Annotated in this window: 12 protein-coding genes, 1 tRNA gene and 1 pseudogene; 2 read left to right on the top strand and 12 right to left on the bottom strand. The window is 35.3% G+C overall.

Annotation, left to right across the window (positions count from 1 at the left end; genetic code table 11):
- Nucleotides 1-8: 8 nt before the first annotated feature.
- The 3 genes from fusA to rpsL are packed head-to-tail and all read right to left on the bottom strand — an operon-like array spanning nucleotide 9 to nucleotide 2,965.
- Nucleotides 9-2,084, bottom strand: a complete 2,076-nt coding sequence (gene fusA / locus WHA_RS00070) for an elongation factor G (protein ID WP_015588762.1) — start codon at nucleotides 2,082-2,084, stop codon at nucleotides 9-11.
- Between the two features lie 21 nt (nucleotides 2,085-2,105).
- Complete coding sequence (gene rpsG, locus WHA_RS00065; protein ID WP_007549313.1) at nucleotides 2,106-2,585, bottom strand: 30S ribosomal protein S7; 480 nt, start codon at nucleotides 2,583-2,585, stop codon at nucleotides 2,106-2,108.
- 5 nt (nucleotides 2,586-2,590) lie between these two features.
- A complete protein-coding gene (gene rpsL / locus WHA_RS00060) occupies nucleotides 2,591-2,965 on the bottom strand; it encodes a 30S ribosomal protein S12 (protein WP_006279787.1) in 375 nt (124 codons plus the stop codon).
- A gap of 1,115 nt (nucleotides 2,966-4,080) precedes the next feature.
- On the opposite strand from rpsL, the gene prmC reads away from it, so the two are divergent.
- A complete protein-coding gene (gene prmC, locus WHA_RS00055) occupies nucleotides 4,081-4,920 on the top strand; it encodes a peptide chain release factor N(5)-glutamine methyltransferase (RefSeq protein ID WP_010962305.1) in 840 nt (279 codons plus the stop codon).
- Nucleotides 4,921-5,084: 164 nt separating this feature from the next.
- Here prmC and WHA_RS00050 read toward each other — a convergent pair.
- The 8 genes and pseudogenes from WHA_RS00050 to WHA_RS00015 all read right to left on the bottom strand — a co-directional run bounded on the left by WHA_RS00050 (nucleotide 5,085) and on the right by WHA_RS00015 (nucleotide 13,319).
- Nucleotides 5,085-5,932 (bottom strand): annotated as a pseudogene (locus tag WHA_RS00050) (P44/Msp2 family outer membrane protein).
- A 121-nt stretch (nucleotides 5,933-6,053) separates the two neighbouring features.
- Nucleotides 6,054-8,042 (bottom strand): type IV secretory system conjugative DNA transfer family protein, encoded by a 1,989-nt coding sequence (locus WHA_RS00045; RefSeq protein ID WP_015588761.1) that lies wholly within the window; start codon nucleotides 8,040-8,042, stop codon nucleotides 6,054-6,056.
- Nucleotides 8,043-8,072: 30 nt separating this feature from the next.
- The gene (gene virB11 / locus WHA_RS00040) at nucleotides 8,073-9,065 is read right to left on the bottom strand and encodes a P-type DNA transfer ATPase VirB11 (protein ID WP_015588760.1); all 993 of its coding nucleotides are present in this window, start codon (nucleotides 9,063-9,065) and stop codon (nucleotides 8,073-8,075) included.
- A 1-nt stretch (nucleotide 9,066) separates the two neighbouring features.
- Nucleotides 9,067-10,563, bottom strand: coding sequence for a TrbI/VirB10 family protein (locus WHA_RS00035; RefSeq protein ID WP_015588759.1), 1,497 nt, complete (start codon nucleotides 10,561-10,563; stop codon nucleotides 9,067-9,069).
- Between the two features lie 16 nt (nucleotides 10,564-10,579).
- Nucleotides 10,580-11,380 carry a P-type conjugative transfer protein VirB9 gene (virB9, locus tag WHA_RS00030; protein WP_015588758.1) on the bottom strand — a complete coding sequence of 267 codons (801 nt, stop codon included), beginning with the start codon at nucleotides 11,378-11,380 and terminating at the stop codon, nucleotides 10,580-10,582.
- Entirely contained in the window at nucleotides 11,367-12,047 is a 681-nt protein-coding gene (locus tag WHA_RS00025; RefSeq protein ID WP_015588757.1) for a VirB8 family type IV secretion system protein, read from the bottom strand. Before WHA_RS00025 ends, virB9 begins: the two co-directional genes overlap by 14 nt.
- Nucleotides 12,048-12,119: 72 nt before the next feature.
- Complete coding sequence (locus WHA_RS00020) at nucleotides 12,120-13,202, bottom strand: GTP cyclohydrolase II (protein ID WP_015588756.1); 1,083 nt, start codon at nucleotides 13,200-13,202, stop codon at nucleotides 12,120-12,122.
- A 29-nt stretch (nucleotides 13,203-13,231) separates the two neighbouring features.
- A tRNA-Leu gene (locus WHA_RS00015) sits at nucleotides 13,232-13,319 on the bottom strand.
- A 190-nt stretch (nucleotides 13,320-13,509) separates the two neighbouring features.
- On the opposite strand from WHA_RS00015, the gene WHA_RS00010 reads away from it, so the two are divergent.
- Nucleotides 13,510-14,784: a metallophosphoesterase gene (locus WHA_RS00010; RefSeq protein ID WP_015588755.1), complete on the top strand. Its 1,275-nt coding sequence runs from the start codon at nucleotides 13,510-13,512 to the stop codon at nucleotides 14,782-14,784.
- A gap of 27 nt (nucleotides 14,785-14,811) precedes the next feature.
- Here WHA_RS00010 and dnaA read toward each other — a convergent pair whose 3' ends face one another.
- Complete coding sequence (gene dnaA / locus WHA_RS00005; RefSeq protein WP_015588754.1) at nucleotides 14,812-16,194, bottom strand: chromosomal replication initiator protein DnaA; 1,383 nt, start codon at nucleotides 16,192-16,194, stop codon at nucleotides 14,812-14,814.
- Nucleotides 16,195-16,346 lie beyond the last annotated feature (152 nt).

Here is a 16,346-nt window from a genome sequence, read left to right as displayed (position 1 = left end):
TATTACCCTTAATTATACTCTAACTTTAACTCATCAACCACATATTGTGGCACTTGCTCATAACAAGAAAAATGCATACTATACTGCGCCCTTCCCTGAGACATAGAACGCAAAACGTTGATATAACCAAACATATTTGCAAGAGGTACCGAAGCAGTAATTATTTTACTATTATTACCTAAATCGAGCATATCAGCAACATTTCCTCTTCTACTATTTATATCACCCATAACATCACCCATATATTCTTCAGGAGTAATGATTTCAACTTTCATTATAGGCTCCAGCATTTTTGGACCAGCTTTATTTGCCATCTCTTTAAAAGCACCTTTAGCAGCAAGTTCAAAAGCTAAAGGACTAGAATCAACCTCATGAAAAGCACCATCAAGAAGGGTAGCCTTAAAATCAATCAACGGAAATCCCGAAATTACACCACCTTCTTTTATCAACTCCAAGCCATTTTCTACCCCAGGAATATACTCTTTTGGAATAGCACCACCTACAATTTTACTTTCAAATTGAAACCCAGAACCAGGCTCAAGAGGTTCAAATTTTATTTTAACCTTAGCAAACTGACCAGCTCCACCAGATTGTTTTTTATGAATGTAATCAATTTCAACAGATTTAGTGATAGTTTCACGATATGCAACCTGAGGAGCACCGACGTTAGCCTCAACGTTAAATTCGCGCTTCATTCTATCAACAATAATCTCAAGATGGAGCTCACCCATGCCTTTCAATATAGTCTGGCCACTTTCCGCATTTACTGACATTCTCAAAGAAGGATCTTCTGCAACCAACCTATTTAGAGCAATACCTAATTTTTCCTGATCTGAAGTGGTTTTAGGTTCCACAGCAATTTCAATAACAGGCTCAGGAAATTCCATACGCTCCAATAATATAGGAAAATCAACAGAACATAAAGTATCTCCGGTGGTTGTTTTCTTTAGCCCAACTAAAGCAACTATATCTCCAGCCCTAGCCTCAGTTATATCTTCTCGGTTATTTGCATGCATAAGTAACATTCTGCCAATCCCTTCAGTTTCGTTTTTTAACGCATTTGAAACGGTAGATTTAGACTTTAATTTACCAGAATAAATACGGATAAACGTCAAGCTGCCTACAAATTTATCCGTCATCACTTTAAATGCAAGAGCAACAAATTTCTCTTTTTCTGAAGGTTTGACCTCAATTTTCTTTTCTGAATCTTTAGGATCAATTCCAACAATTACATCAACATCAATAGGAGAAGGTAAAAAGTCAACTACACCATCTAAAAGTGGTTGTACGCCTTTATTTTTAAAAGCTGATCCACATAACACAGGAACAAATTTTCCTTTAATGGTCCCATTTCTCACGCATTTTTTCAGTAAATCCACTGGCAGATCATTAGACTCAAAGTAAGTATTCATCGCTTCATCATCCATCTCAGCTGCAGCATCTAATAAAAGATTTCGATATTCTTGAGCCTTATCAAGCAAACCAGAAGGAATATCTTCATAAGAAAATTTAGCGCCCAACGTTTCTTCTTGCCATATAATGGCTTTCATAGAAATAAGGTCAATTATACCTTTGAAATCTTTCTCACTCCCTATTGGTAAATGAATAACTAAAGGTGCTGCACCAAGCTTCGTCTTTATCATATCAACACATCGATAAAAATTTGCCCCTATTCTATCCATCTTATTAACAAAGCAGATACGAGGAACGCTATATTTATCAGCTTGACGCCACACTGTCTCAGATTGAGGTTCAACTCCAGCAACTCCATCAAATACAGCAACTGCACCATCCAAAACCCTTAAAGATCTCTCAACTTCAATAGTGAAATCAACGTGACCAGGAGTGTCTATTATATTGACCCTATGATCATTCCAAAAACATGTTGTTGCAGCAGATGTGATTGTAATACCACGCTCTTTTTCCTGCTCCATCCAATCCATAGAAGCTGCACCATCGTGCACTTCACCAATTCTATTTTGCTTACCAGTATAAAATAAAATACGCTCTGTTGTAGTAGTCTTACCAGCATCTATGTGAGCCATTATCCCTATATTTCTGTATTTAGATATTCCAATTTCCATATCACAATTAATTAGCTAACATTAAAAACGAAGATGAGAAAATGCCTTATTAGCTTCAGCCATTTTATATTTTTCTTCGCACATCTTAAACGCACCACCGCGTTTATTATAAGCATCCAGTATTTCAGATTGCAAACAATCAACAGTGGTTTTTCCACTCTTTTTTCGAGCAGCAGAAGTTGCTTTAGCAATCCACCTTAACGCTAAAGAAACCGCTCTATCTTGTCGAACTTCAACAGGTACTTGATAAGTTGCACCACCAATGCGTCGAGAACGCACTTCTATAGAAGGAGTAACATTTCCTACTGCTGTCTCAAAAATTGATAACCCACCTTCGCCTATTTTCTTTTCAGCTAAAGACAAAGCGTCATAGATAATCTTTTCTGCAGTAGATTTTTTACCACATTTCATGATTGTATTAATGAAACGCATCAGCAAAACACTGCCGTAACGCGAATCAGGACTTATTTCTCTTTTTTTTGCTTTATTCCGACGAGCCATAAACTTTAACCAGATTTCTTTACACCATATTTTGAACGAGCTTTCTTTCGATTTTGCACACCACGCAGATCAAGGGCACCTCTTATTATGTGATAACGCACACCTGGCAAATCTTTAACCCGCCCACCACGTATCAAAACAACAGAGTGTTCTTGTAAATTATGACCTTCACCAGGTATATAAGCCGTCACTTCACCATACCCACTAATTTTTACTCTGGCTACTTTACGGAGTGCTGAGTTAGGCTTTCTAGGAGTTGTAGTATACACCTTAGTGCAAACACCTCTCCTTTGAGGGTTGCTTTCTCCCAAAGCTGGTACCTTTTTCTTATGGGTCAATCCTAATCTACCCTTACGTATTAATTGATTTATCGTAGGCATATGTTATAAACTCAAGCTCATTAAAATAACTAAGTTTTTAGTTATAAAATAATAAACCTCAATAGTCAATATAAAAATAAACATTACTACTCTAATAATTAAGCTCAACTGCCTTGAAAGCCATCAGTAGACTTCTTGCACTACCTCCCAAGCCACAACTGTCATTCAGTAGAAACGAAAAAACTTACTTGACACCCTTCGCCAGCCCCATTATCATGGTACTGAAGGTATTCATTTATCTTCAATCTGTGCAGATTAAATGACAACAGTATTACGTAATTGGCGTCTTATTTTTAATTTTTTGCACTATGCACACTTTACGTCTTCACAACATTTCTGGGTTTTTACCTATATAAGCTGAAACGCGCTTATAAAGCGTTTAAGACAGTATAGTACGCCAATTTGCAGGATTAGAGAGTGACAACTAGCTAATACGGGATATCTTTTGCCTTTTTTTCTGCTTAGTAAATTTCTTAAACATTTAAACTAAGGTGAGTTGCATTTAAAAGCAGCTAAATTGCAGTGTTTAAGACTTAAAAAACGCCAATACTGAAAATAGACAATGACTAGGGCTTCTTTTGCCTTTTTTTTTTGCTTGGTAAATTTCTTAATATTTATGGCAACATGAACTGAGCAGGAAGGTGTCATTCCAGTGCTTGACACTGGAATCCAGTTTTCCATATAATCTCATCGAAAATGTTGTAACCACTTTCTGTGCTAGTTTGCTTGCTTACAAGCAAACTTTTCTGGATCTCAGTGTCTGGGCACTGGGATGACAGGGGAGGGAGGCTACTTGGATGACACCATTCTTTTTCCTGGATCCAAGTAGTCAGGGCACTGGGATGACAGGAGAAGGTACTAGGATGACACCCTGACCTCGTCGTCCCGCTACGTGTTAGCGGAATCTAGAGATACCGTGACGGTATGACGTAAAGCTCGCATTAGCTATACTTTTATGCTCACCAACTTAGCTGGATCCAAGTAGTCAAGCTACTTGGATCTGCAAATTGCAATGTTCGTACAGCTGCGTGCTTGACACTGGGATTTAGCGCAGCTACCCTAAACTGGAAGCTCATCTTGCTATTTTTGGCTGAAAGAAACATATTTTTAGAATAATGAAAACAATCAGCACTTTAATTCAAGAAGGATCGGAGTTATTATCGTCACATAAAGTTGAATCACCACATTTAGATTGTGAAATCATCATGCAGCACGTACTTGGAGTGGAAAGATCATTTATAATTGTGAACCATGCTGATCAAGTGCCGATGGAGAAAGAACTTTTATTTTGGAAATTAACAAAAAAAAGAGCGGAAAGATATCCAATATCGCAAATAATAGGTAATCGTGAATTCTGGAGTAAAAATTTTATAGTTAACCAGCATGTTTTAGATCCAAGGCCAGATAGTGAAACAATAATCCTAGCAGTGTTAAAATATTACCCAAACAAAAAACAGAAACTAAAAATTGCAGATTTTGGTACAGGCACAGGTTGTTTATTGATATCCGTACTTAGTGAGTATGAATATGCTGTTGGCGTCGGTTTTGAAAAAAGCTTGGAAGCATATAAAGTTGCCTATCAGAACACAAAAAAACATGATCTTCTCAGCAGAGCCAAAATATTTCCAAGTTCGTGGACAGAGTGCAGAGGTTCATTCGATCTTATAATCAGTAATCCTCCATATATTAAAAGAAGCAAATTGAAAGACTTGCAAGCTGAAGTGCAAAAGGAACCAAGAATTGCCCTTGATGGTGGTATTGATGGTTTGAGCTGTTATTTGAGCATTTTTCCAATATTGAGAAAGTGCCTTAAAAAAAATGGGTTTGCGATATTGGAGATAGGTGAAGATCAAAGCAATATTGACAAAATAATCCCCTCATACGAATTAGCTTTTCAGGAATATGTATATGACTTAGCGGGAATGAAGAGATGCATTGTTGTGAAAAGAACATAGCTAATGTTTTTTTGCCTTCATCCCATATTATCCTATATCATCCCAGTACCCTCTACCTAGTCATCCAAGTAGCGTGACTACTTGGATCTATATTTAACTAGATCCTATGGTCAAGCCATAGGACGACAGGAACGGTTTTATGCATTTTTTAAAGGGCAACATGTTTAAGCTTTGCTGGCAAAATGGAAAGTAAGACCAGCCTCTATACCGTGTGTATGAAATAGTTGATTACCTATATTTATTTCCTCAGTTACTTTGCTACCTGAGCTAGGATTAAGCTTCTTTTTTTTATCATTATTAGGGTCGTCTACCACTTGTCCTAACCTTTTTGCTGTAAGCTTAATATCGCTACCAATAGCACCAAAACCTCTATATCCGATATGCATATTTACATCTTCGTTTATGCGATAGTCAAAGCCAGCTTTTAATTGACCTGCGGGTCTTATTGACGGTTTTTCAAACATCGTCATTCTTGTTGCACCGATCCCAATACCAACGTAAGGAGAAAAAGAGAAACGGTCACTTTTCCAATGATGATAAACATTTGCCATTACAGATATGTTCTCAATTTGGTCATGACTAACTGCAGCACTATAGAGATAAGTTTCTTTATTAGGATCCTCACCAGTCTCCTTTAGGTATGAAACAGTTATTTGGCTACTTGTTAAACCAATATTATCCACTTTTACAGAAGAATACATCCCTTCCAATTCAGCCCTATAGCTGTTGTTACCCAATTCTCCTGTGTAACCAAATGCCACATTTGCAGCAAAGGTGGATTATAATCTCCTTTATACTCACTTAGTGACTGACCTTCTGTGTTCTGAGCACCCCTGTCATTTATAGACAAATTTTTGATACCTGTAGTGCTTGTTTTTAGTACGCTTGTGTTATTTAAATATTGACCGTAATACCTACTACCAAAGTAAAACCCTTCTGTTTCACTTGCAAAAGATTGTTGTGACAACAATAAAGCAAATGCTGTAACCGCTAATGTTTTTTTACTAATCATTACTACTCCCCTAGTTAAAATAGCTAATCTAATACTAATTAATTAAAAATGGCTTAATATGAAAAAGCTAATTATTTGCATAACTTGCACTTTTCTGAGCTAAAAATAGGCAAAGTTAACCTTACTTCTCGTCATTTTTTAATTTATCCTCATCTTCAAATTCATCCTCCTCTTCTTCGTCATCAAACCCATCATCGCTCCTATCCTCATCTTCCTCGTCATCATCTTCAAACTTATCGTCGATATCTTCGTCTGCAAATTCATCTGATTCATCATATACTGCATCTTCGGTTTTAGTTTCAGCAGGATAATCAACTGAATTAGGTCCCTCAAGAACATTATTCCCCTCGTTATTAACCTTATCTTTGCTCGCAGCGGCAGAAAGAACTTTGTTTGGGTCATATGGTTCTTGTGTAGGCACACGAGTTTGTTTGAGCAGCCTTCTTGTGAAGGTGGTATCACTGTAGTACAAAATTTTCTTTGATTTAATTGGGTAAGTCGACTCTATTAAAATTATCTGATCGTCACGTGGCAACATAATAACTTCTTGAGGCAATAGCAATGCTCTCTGTATTTCAGAGATATGTAATGACCTTGAAGCAGGATTTAAATCTAAAAATTTAGGCTTATTCAACGATTCTTGTTGTACAGTTTTGTTTCCTATAAGTTGCGATATTAAATTAGCTGTTTCAATATTATTGGCTGCAAAAGTTATTCTGTAAGTCGAGTTTGACAAAAAGGAGTTCATCCCTGCTTCTTCGTATATTCCTTTGAGCTGCTCAGTATCTTGAACAATTAAGAATAACCTAACTCGATAACCACGAAAATATGCAATACCTGTTTGAAATTGCTCCATTTTTCCAAGTGTAGGAAACTCATCCATTAAAAACAATACGCCATAAGGCTCGTCATCCGATGGCAATTTTCTACATAAAAACTCAGTTGCCTGTTGGTAAAAAACCTGCATTAAAGGCCTGAGCCTAGTCAAGTTGTCAGGAGTTAAACCAACATAAACTGTAATTTTCTTCTTTTTAAAATCTAGAATATTAAAATCACTTGACGCAGTTGCAGTATCAATCAATGGGTTTGCCCACAATTCAAGTGATGAGTTCATGGTTGATACAACACCTGACCTTTCTTTATCAGCTTTTTGTAAAAAAGCTGCAATATTCATATATGCTACAGGGTGTAGTATTTTACCCATTGTATCAAGAGCAACAGCAAGATTATAAACCACGTCATCACTACGCATCGTACGCACAACTTCACCAAAAGATTTAACTTTCTCTGGTGCAGCAAGTAAGTATAATACCACTCCAACAAATAAGCTTCTTGCTTCATTCTGCCAAAAGTCTTGTTCAGGCATGATTAGGTTAGCTATTTTCTGCACATCGTCAACCATCTGCCCAGGTTTTTCACTAATCCATTGTAATGGATTGTAACAGTGACTTATTCCATCTGGCTGCGCTGGATTCCATACGTATACTTTTTGTCCTTGTCGTTCTCGCCAACCACTTGTTATTTCATAGTTTTCTAATTTTATGTCGTGTACAATTACCGAGTCAGTCCAAAATAATAAATTAGGAATTACAAAGCCAACACCCTTACCAGAACCTGTAGGTGCAAATAACAATGCATGCTGAAACCCATCAGAAATGAAGTATCCTCTTTTATCTTTACCAAGCAATAATCCCTTTTTGCTTCTTAATCCTGCTTTTCGTATGTCTTTCTCTGATGCCCACTGCGAATCTCCATGAAGTGATTCCTTCTTTTTAAATGGTCGCCACTCAATTATCCTTTCTCTTAAATTCCATAAGATAATCATTAAAACAATGATAGGCAGTGCAGAAGATATAATTAATGTGATTTTGAGCTCAAGGCTATATAACTCTGGATGATGCCAACAATATTGTATATGATCAAAAATCGTTGGCCAAAGAGCTTGAGGGAAAGGCGTCAAACTAGGATTAATTGCCTTAAAATCCACAGCATCCGGACCATCAGCAAACAGAACAAACAATATACCAGATAGATAGAAGCAAAACTCAAGTACGCTAAAAGCTACTACACCTCCTATGAGAATATTACGTAGGTGATTTCCATTACTCATAAACTACTCTTCCTTAACTTATGTATAAATTTAAGCATTTTCGCTCGCAGATCTAGTAAATAATATCTCAGAAATGCTTCTTTTGCCCCCACCGGTTCTTTTTAGCTGAATAACAATATCAATCACATTTCTAATGTATGGTATAATTTGGTCTGGAGGAATGCCAAGGTTTGCTTGCATAACCATCAGTTTTATTTGTTCAAGGGCCATTGTTGGACTATCCGCATGAAGGGTTGATATTGATCCAGGGTGACCAGTATTTATCGCCCTAAGAAAACTAAAAGCTTCCGCTCCACGGAGCTCACCAACTATTATTCTGTCTGGCCTTAAACGTAAGCACGCTTCTATCAAATCTTGAGTGGTTACTTTTGCTCTGCCCTGCCCTCCTTTAGAGGCAATTAGATGGACTTTATTGGGATGATCGTTCAAAACGATTTCCCTTGCATCCTCAACAGTAATAATTCTTTCCTCATCTGGAATAGCACGCAAAGTAGCATTAGTAAAAGTAGTCTTACCAGTGGAAGTTCCACCACTAATTATAATATTTTTCTTACTTATTACAGCGTATTCTAAAAACTCTTTTATTTTTTTTTGCCTTAACAGTAAATCCAAATGACGGTCAACTGGATTATCAGTTGCTTCTGTAACAGTTTCAGAAAAAGCCCCCATTTTTTCGTAATCATCGAGTGCTAATTGCATGCTAGAAGGCTTACGAATCGACATGACTACTTTATCAGGCTCACATGCTGGCGGAAATACTATCTGTATACGATAACCATTTGGTAATGTTGCCGAAAGTAACGGCGCTTCTTCGCTAAGCTTTTGTTCTGTAGCTTGAGCAATCAGTCTGCCAAGAGATTTCAAATGGCTAAGATCGAATATTTCTAATTTTTCACACCTTACTTCACCACGATTTTCAATCCATACTTCCTTTGGCTTATTTATTGATATTTCATTTACGCCTTCTTCTTGAAATATGCCCTGTAATGGCTCCAAATATGTATCAAGTGCAGCATAGTTCATTTCATTGATTTAATATTGCCTGTGGAGGAAATACTATATCTTGGTTAACAAATACTTTCAATGCAGTGCCTTGATCAACATAAATAGTTGGTTTTTTATCTGTATATCTGCCCACTATATCTCGCATGTCTTTAGAAAAATCATTGATTGATTTCCCGATTGCTTCATCATAAACAGATTTGCTTCTTTTCTGAGTTTGCCTCAACAGTTGACGTACATCGTCTAAAGTTATACCGATATTGTCACTAGTAATTGCATCAACTCCACTAGCTCCAGAACTTTTTATCACACTTACTATTTCTTCCTTTATTATTCTCAGTAAATCCTGATCACTTTTAGCATTCCGAATTTTTTCAATAGCCCTAAGACCCAATTTCCATTTTTCGTCTCCTACCTTCCCAACTTCAGTTTTTATAGCATCCTCCAATCTCTCAACAATAGCCCCTTTGAGAGAAGAAATATCTATTTCAGTTGCAGTAATAGACTTCACTGCATCCATGGCAGTTAGCGCATCGATAAGATTAGAAGCCTTTTGCCCTATAACAGCCGAACTAATTGAAACACCAGCAAGTGCCACTGAAGAGAATAACGCACTTACTATTTTATTATCAACTATTCCCGCTATCCCTGCTCTACCAAGCTCGTCAGTACTAAGTGATGAGATGGCAACATCTATTCCATGTGGCAGAATCACTCTATTCCAGTTTATATTTACACGAGATTTAGCAACATTCGAGTCAAATGAATAACTACCTATCAATCTTGAGCCTTTAGGTATTAAAACTGTATCACCAGTTTCTGCATAAACATCTCTACTCACCATAGCACGCAGCATTCCTTGCAGATCAGAATTTATTGCAGTTTCAAGAACAGCATCAATAATTTTACCTTGAGTAATCATTAAACCAAGCTTTCCTACTCTGGTAGCTTTGCTCGACTGTGCTGAAGTGTCGGATAAAATAGCATCAGCAGCCTTGTTCTCTCCACTACTACCTGAAATTGTTAACATTTGTGCACTACGTCTGTCTCTAGGATAACCTCCGCCCCCTATTGTAGGAAACGAGGTAGGTAAATTGCTAATAACATTACTAGAAGGAAAATTTGGCTTTGGCAAAATAGGTATATTTGACACAGGGGTTTCTTTTGGTTTCTCTTCTTCTTTTTTAATTTGTTTTATTTCTGGTACGATTTGTGGTGTAGGAAGAGGAGGTAAGGGTGGTAAGGAATCGGTTATTATTCTTTCTGGAACTATTACATTATCTGGAACTTGTTCCAACTTTCCTTTAAATTCTTGAACGTTTTGCTTTGTTTCCTCTTTTTTAATAACTTCTGAATCCTCTTTATGAGAAGGACTAAAATAGAAATAATACACTACACCAACCAGAAGCACTAAAATCATAACCATCAATGCCCTATGACCTTGATTAGAGCCAACTGTTACTACCTTGTTCTCTATTTCTGACTCATCTTCTGAATTGTTACGCCTTTCTTTATTCATATTGCATGTACCACAGCTAAAGTGACCTATTTATAATTTCAACTTCATCATCTTCATAACGCATAAATAGCTTTTTATGTACCCCTTTTATTATAACATAATCATCAAATAACAGCCTTTTACAAGGTTTATCCTCCCCTTCTACAAAAATCTGAGGTATTTTATTATTATTTCTAAATTTTAAATAGGTTAAATAACCATCATCAAATAACTCAATCGGAACTATATCCGCATTACCACCTTCATCAATATATGTATAATTATACTTCGTATCATTTTCTTGTATTATTTTTTCTAGCTTGTCTGTAGTATACTGCATTTGAGTAGGTAAAGAAACCTCATCTAAATCAACATCAAATTCACCTTCTTCTTGAGGATAATAAAAACGTACTACGTAAGATATATCCTTTTCAGCAGAATAATCGTGATCCACTTTCTTAGCATTAGTGTCCAGGTATTTATCGTAGTTTGGCCTTGAGATTAAATCAAAAATGTAATTTCTTTTTTTAGTTGTCGTAATAATCATGTTAGTGCGGCTACTAACTTCAAATGGCATGATAAGCAATTTATTGTCATAAGGATTAATTTTCCAACTTGATGCATCACCAACAGCGATATTTTTAACTTTTTCTCCTTCCGCAAATTCAATATAAGAATAGTAACCCTGACTAAAAACCACCGTAAATACTTCATTAGGGCTATACACAAAAGTCTTTATTCTACTATCTACAGAAATAGGTTCATTATAATTAATGGATGCGTTTAAATTGCTACTTACAAGTAAAACTAAAACTAATAATATCCTATACATATTCATCATCTACTCTATATGAAATAACTTGAAACCCTAATGGGTTAATATATCTTTGCTGATCATTCATTTCAAGCGATGCATATCTATATGACATAATAACTATCTTATTTTTTCTTGTGGAACTTCCATCTTTCCGTATAAATTCCACAAAAAACCTCACCTGAAGAGCATCGTTACCCAATTTTTGAATCGAGCGAATTTTAAATTCATTTTTGGTATCTGAATATAAATTAAAAAGATCATCCATATTCTGCGATCCTATATAATTTCTAAATTCATTATACACATTAGATGAGGAAAACAACCTCACCTTTGTATAATAGTTATAATTATAATGATATGGATCAAAAACCTCCCTTGCTTTTATATACTCTGAAATAAAATAATCGTTCAGCGCTTCATCTGCAGAATACTGCTTTACTGTGACAGGATCAACCAATTGCACTATTCCAGATTTCTTGTCAATTTCTATAACAAATGGCTCAATAGTGCTACTTGTGCTAATTTTAAATATGACTAATATGCTGATAGAGATCGTTGCTAATAATATTAACGCAAATAAAAGTAGAATATTCCTTTGAGCAATAACTGTGCTGTAGCGGTTTGAATTCCAATTTATATCCTTATCTAACGATTCAGTACTTTTCTCTCGCTTAAAAAATCTTAGCATTTTAATATTCTTAAAAATCTTAACTTGTGTTAATAAACATAGCAAATTAACAAAGTAGTTACAACAAAAAAGCTAAAAAACTCTTAACTTATGGCCTAGCTTACCAAACTTTGTCTCCATATATGAATCGTTATATTTATTACGTTCCACAATAAGTGGTAGACACTTTGTAACCTCTATACCACTACTTTCCAATTCTGACAATTTCCTATCATTGTTTGTAAGTAATTGGATTTTGTTAATGTTCAATTTCTTAAGCATTTTAGCTGCAACAACAAAACTCCTTTCATCATCTTCAAAACCCAATATTCTATTTGCATCAACAGTATCAAGGTTATGTTCTCTTTGCATACTGTATGCTCTTAACTTATTAGTTAAACCAATACCTCTTCCATCCTGCATCAAATACAATATAATACCACTTCCAAAGTCAGCTATCATTTGAATTGCTTGATGTAACTGACTTCTGCAATCGCATGATAAGCTATCTAACAAGTCACCCGTATAGCACGAAGAATGAATTCTCACTAATGGTTCGTCATCTTTATCTGGATTGCCAATGATAATTGCATGATGTTCTCTTCCACCACTTTCGGTTCTATAAGATATGATATTTACTTCTTGAGTCTGTTTTAAAAATAATGATGTTTTGCACACTTCATATACATCCTGATTTTCTTGAAAATTATTTATGAATGACGTGTCCAGTGCAATAACGTCATTTTTCTCGCACCAATTTCGCATTTCATGGTTATTCTCAAAAGTCATATCAGCCACTAACGCGTATGGCAATAATTCTGAGAACTTAAGCAAGGCAATAGCACATTCATCTATTGTCTTTGAGCATTGCAACTCTTTTATGCAATCTTCCTTTGAACAGTTTATTAAATAGAGCAGTTCATCAAAATTATTCACCAACAGACGTTTGCTGTTATGTTCTTTATTCTGAGATATGTATTTTACCTTACTTGAAGTTAAAGTAACATATACATTACTTGATGTAAGCTTGTATTGATTAAATAAATCTCTTTCTAAAGCCTCAGCAGCAGCAAACAATAGGTAATTACTTTCATCATATATTACAATTGGCCGACCGCGCCTGATTTCGCTGATAGCTCTTTCTACCTTATTGCTACTCTGATTTCCTATAAACATTTTTACCCATATTAAACAGCGATAAAAACTGGTGCGGCCGAGAAGACTTGAACTTCCAAGGCCTTATGAGCCACAGCGACCTCAACGCTGCGTGTCTACCAATTCCACCACGGCCGCACTATATTCTAGTTTTTATATAATTATTTTAAATTACTTAATCATTTTAGAATTTTTCATCTAGAGTGTCAATCTGATACTAGAATAATTTAGAAATTGTTTGTATAATTTGATTATGAATTTTGTGATTATAAATTTTAATCATTTAAGATAACCTTACTACTAATTTTTAACTTAGGTTTTTATACAAATGAATATAGCTAATATCTTTATTTTTTTAGCTCTCTCTCTTATAACTAGCTTTCATTTCGTCCATGCACAAATATTATACACATGGTCTCAAGTTATCCCAGAAAATAAACTAAGCATACGCGCAATTACGGACAATGACATGTGTCCCATTGTTTATGTTGATGGCGAGGAAACAGAAATGCTGAATCGCAGCTCAATTAACAATGGTGATCATAACGAAACAGTTTGTGAACTGACAGTACAAACAAGTGCCAAAAACATTAGTATTGAGAATCTACGGGTTCCTATATTACCAAAAAAGGTTAATAAAATTGCTTTCATTGGTGACACGGGCTGTAGAATAAATATGTTATTTCAGCAGGAATGTAATTCGGTAGATAGCTGGCCTTTAAAAAAAAATTTAGATTCAATCGCCCTTCATAAACCAGATTTAATTATCCATGTTGGTGATTATCATTATAGACAAACAAAATGTAGAAATACAAAAAAGTGTGGCGATATTTATGGATACAATAAAGAAGTTTGGTACGCTGATTGGTTTGAGCCTGCAAAGGATATTTTATCACAATCCCCTTTCCTTTTTGTTCGTGGAAACCATGAGAGTTGTGATAGAGCTTATGAAGGATGGTTCAGGTATCTAGATTCATACCCCTTTTCGTCTGAAAAATGTGGAAACTTCGTTTCTAGTTGGTCCTTAGATGCTGGACCGATGAAATTTTTTATCTTCGACTCTTCATCCGGTGAGGATATTTTTACAACCCAAAGCACAATTGATGCTTTTGAGAGGCAATTTGATAAATTGATACAAAATAGTTCTGACAAGCCCATGTGGTTTTTAACTCATAAACCGCTTTGGAGATCTCCAAAAAAAGAATTTTTGACATTAAAAAGCCATGGTAATCTTACACAAATCGAAGCTTTTGGAGATAAATTTCCAAGCAATGTTACTACCATAGTTTCTGGCCACATTCATATAGCCCAGATTTTATTAATGGATAATGTTCCAGACCAAATTATAGTTGGAAACGGTGGTGCATCATTACACGCTCAAGATCAAGAATCTGTTTATCAAAATGTAGAATTTGACTATTTAAATGGTAAAAACTACTTAGCACACGAGGTTAGAAACTTTTTTGGCTTTGGCTTTGCAATACTAAATTTAGATGATCACGAATTTACCTTCTATAATCAACACAATAAGGAAATGTATTCTGCGAAGCTAACAGAAGATTTTAAACTTAAACGGATTAAAACTATAGTCGATTCATTTTAGGATTTGTTATTAGCTATTTTAAAAACGCTACTTAAACATTTTTTTTAATCGATTGATTTCATCAGCAAATTTTGAGTCGGTCTTTATAAAATTTTCTACTTGTTTTACTGCATGTATAACAGTAGCATGGTCTCTGCCACCAAAGTTTCTCCCAATATCTGGTAGGCTTTTTTGCGTAAATTTTTTGGCAAAATACATAGCTATTTGTCTTGGCCTTGCAAGACTGCGAAGCCTTCTATTGGATTGCATATCTGCAACCTTTATATTGAAAAATTCAGCTACTTTCTTTTGTATTTCTTCTATTGTGACTGACCTATGATTTGACCTAAGAAGATCGATTAGGGTTTCACTAGCTGATTCTACCGTCATACTTCTTCCAATTAATGAGGTATGGGTAACCTTATTTAATGCTCCTTCTAATTCTCTTATATTAGATTTTATGTTCCTTGCTAAAAACTCTAGGACATCTTTCGGAACATACATATTCATCTGCTCCACTTTTGCCTGCAATATACCAAGCCTTAATTCAAAAGTTGTTTCATTAATATCTGCCACCAACCCCCAACCGAGTCGTGATTTTATTCTTTCTTCCACTCCATCAAGATCACTAGGAGACCTATCAGCTGATATAACCAATTGTTTATTTTGGTCTATCAATGCATTGAAAGTGTGAAAAAATTCTTCTTGTGTACTATCTTTACCACTGATAAATTGCACATCATCTACCATCAATACATCTACTGATCTAAATTGCTCTTTAAATAACATAATATCTTTGCTTCGCAGCGCTGTAATATATTGGTACATGAATTTCTCTGCTGATAAATACACCACTTTTCTTTTTCCTGATGGGGAATTGACTATGTGCCAAGCTATAGCATGCATTAGATGTGTTTTACCAAGTCCCACTCCACCATATAGAAACAAAGGATTGCTGCCTAATATTGGATCTATAGATTCTGCCACACGCTTTGCCGCCGTAAATGCTAATTCATTTGGCTTTCCCACTACAAAATTATCAAAGGTGAACCTTGGATCCAGCGGCGAACCAAGATTATGATTACTTTCCTCTCTGTTTTTTAGTATAACATTAAAATTTGAATTCCTCTCCTCAATTACTTGAATATCAATAGAACGTATACTTTTATCTTCGCTTTGCCATAATGATAATATTTTTTTCATGTAATGAACTGTAATCCACTCTTTTATAAACCTTGTTGACACGGATAAAAGAACTTCCCCATTTCTGCTACTGACAAATTTTAGTGAACTCAGCCAGCTATTATATGTTGCTTCTCCATAAAGATTATAAAGACAATTTTGGATTTTTTCCCAAGTAACATTGTGATCCGTTACTGTAATAATCTGATCAAAAAACATAGTAGAAACCTTAGGGCTAGTTAAGTTCATATACCACACCAAGAAAAAAGCAATAATTAGAAAAATATAAGATAATCAATAGCCTACTGCAAAATGAAAAGCTAATACTACTTAATACATACTAAAAATTATGGTGATTTTTTGATGGGTTGTAAAGGGTATAAAAACATTAAAATTGATCA

The sequence above is a fragment of the Wolbachia endosymbiont of Drosophila simulans wHa genome, from assembly GCF_000376605.1.
GTDB classification, from domain to species: Bacteria; Pseudomonadota; Alphaproteobacteria; order Rickettsiales; family Anaplasmataceae; genus Wolbachia; species Wolbachia pipientis.
The sequence above is the reverse complement of the archived record's forward strand: the minus strand, read 5'-3'. Positions and strand labels throughout refer to the sequence as shown.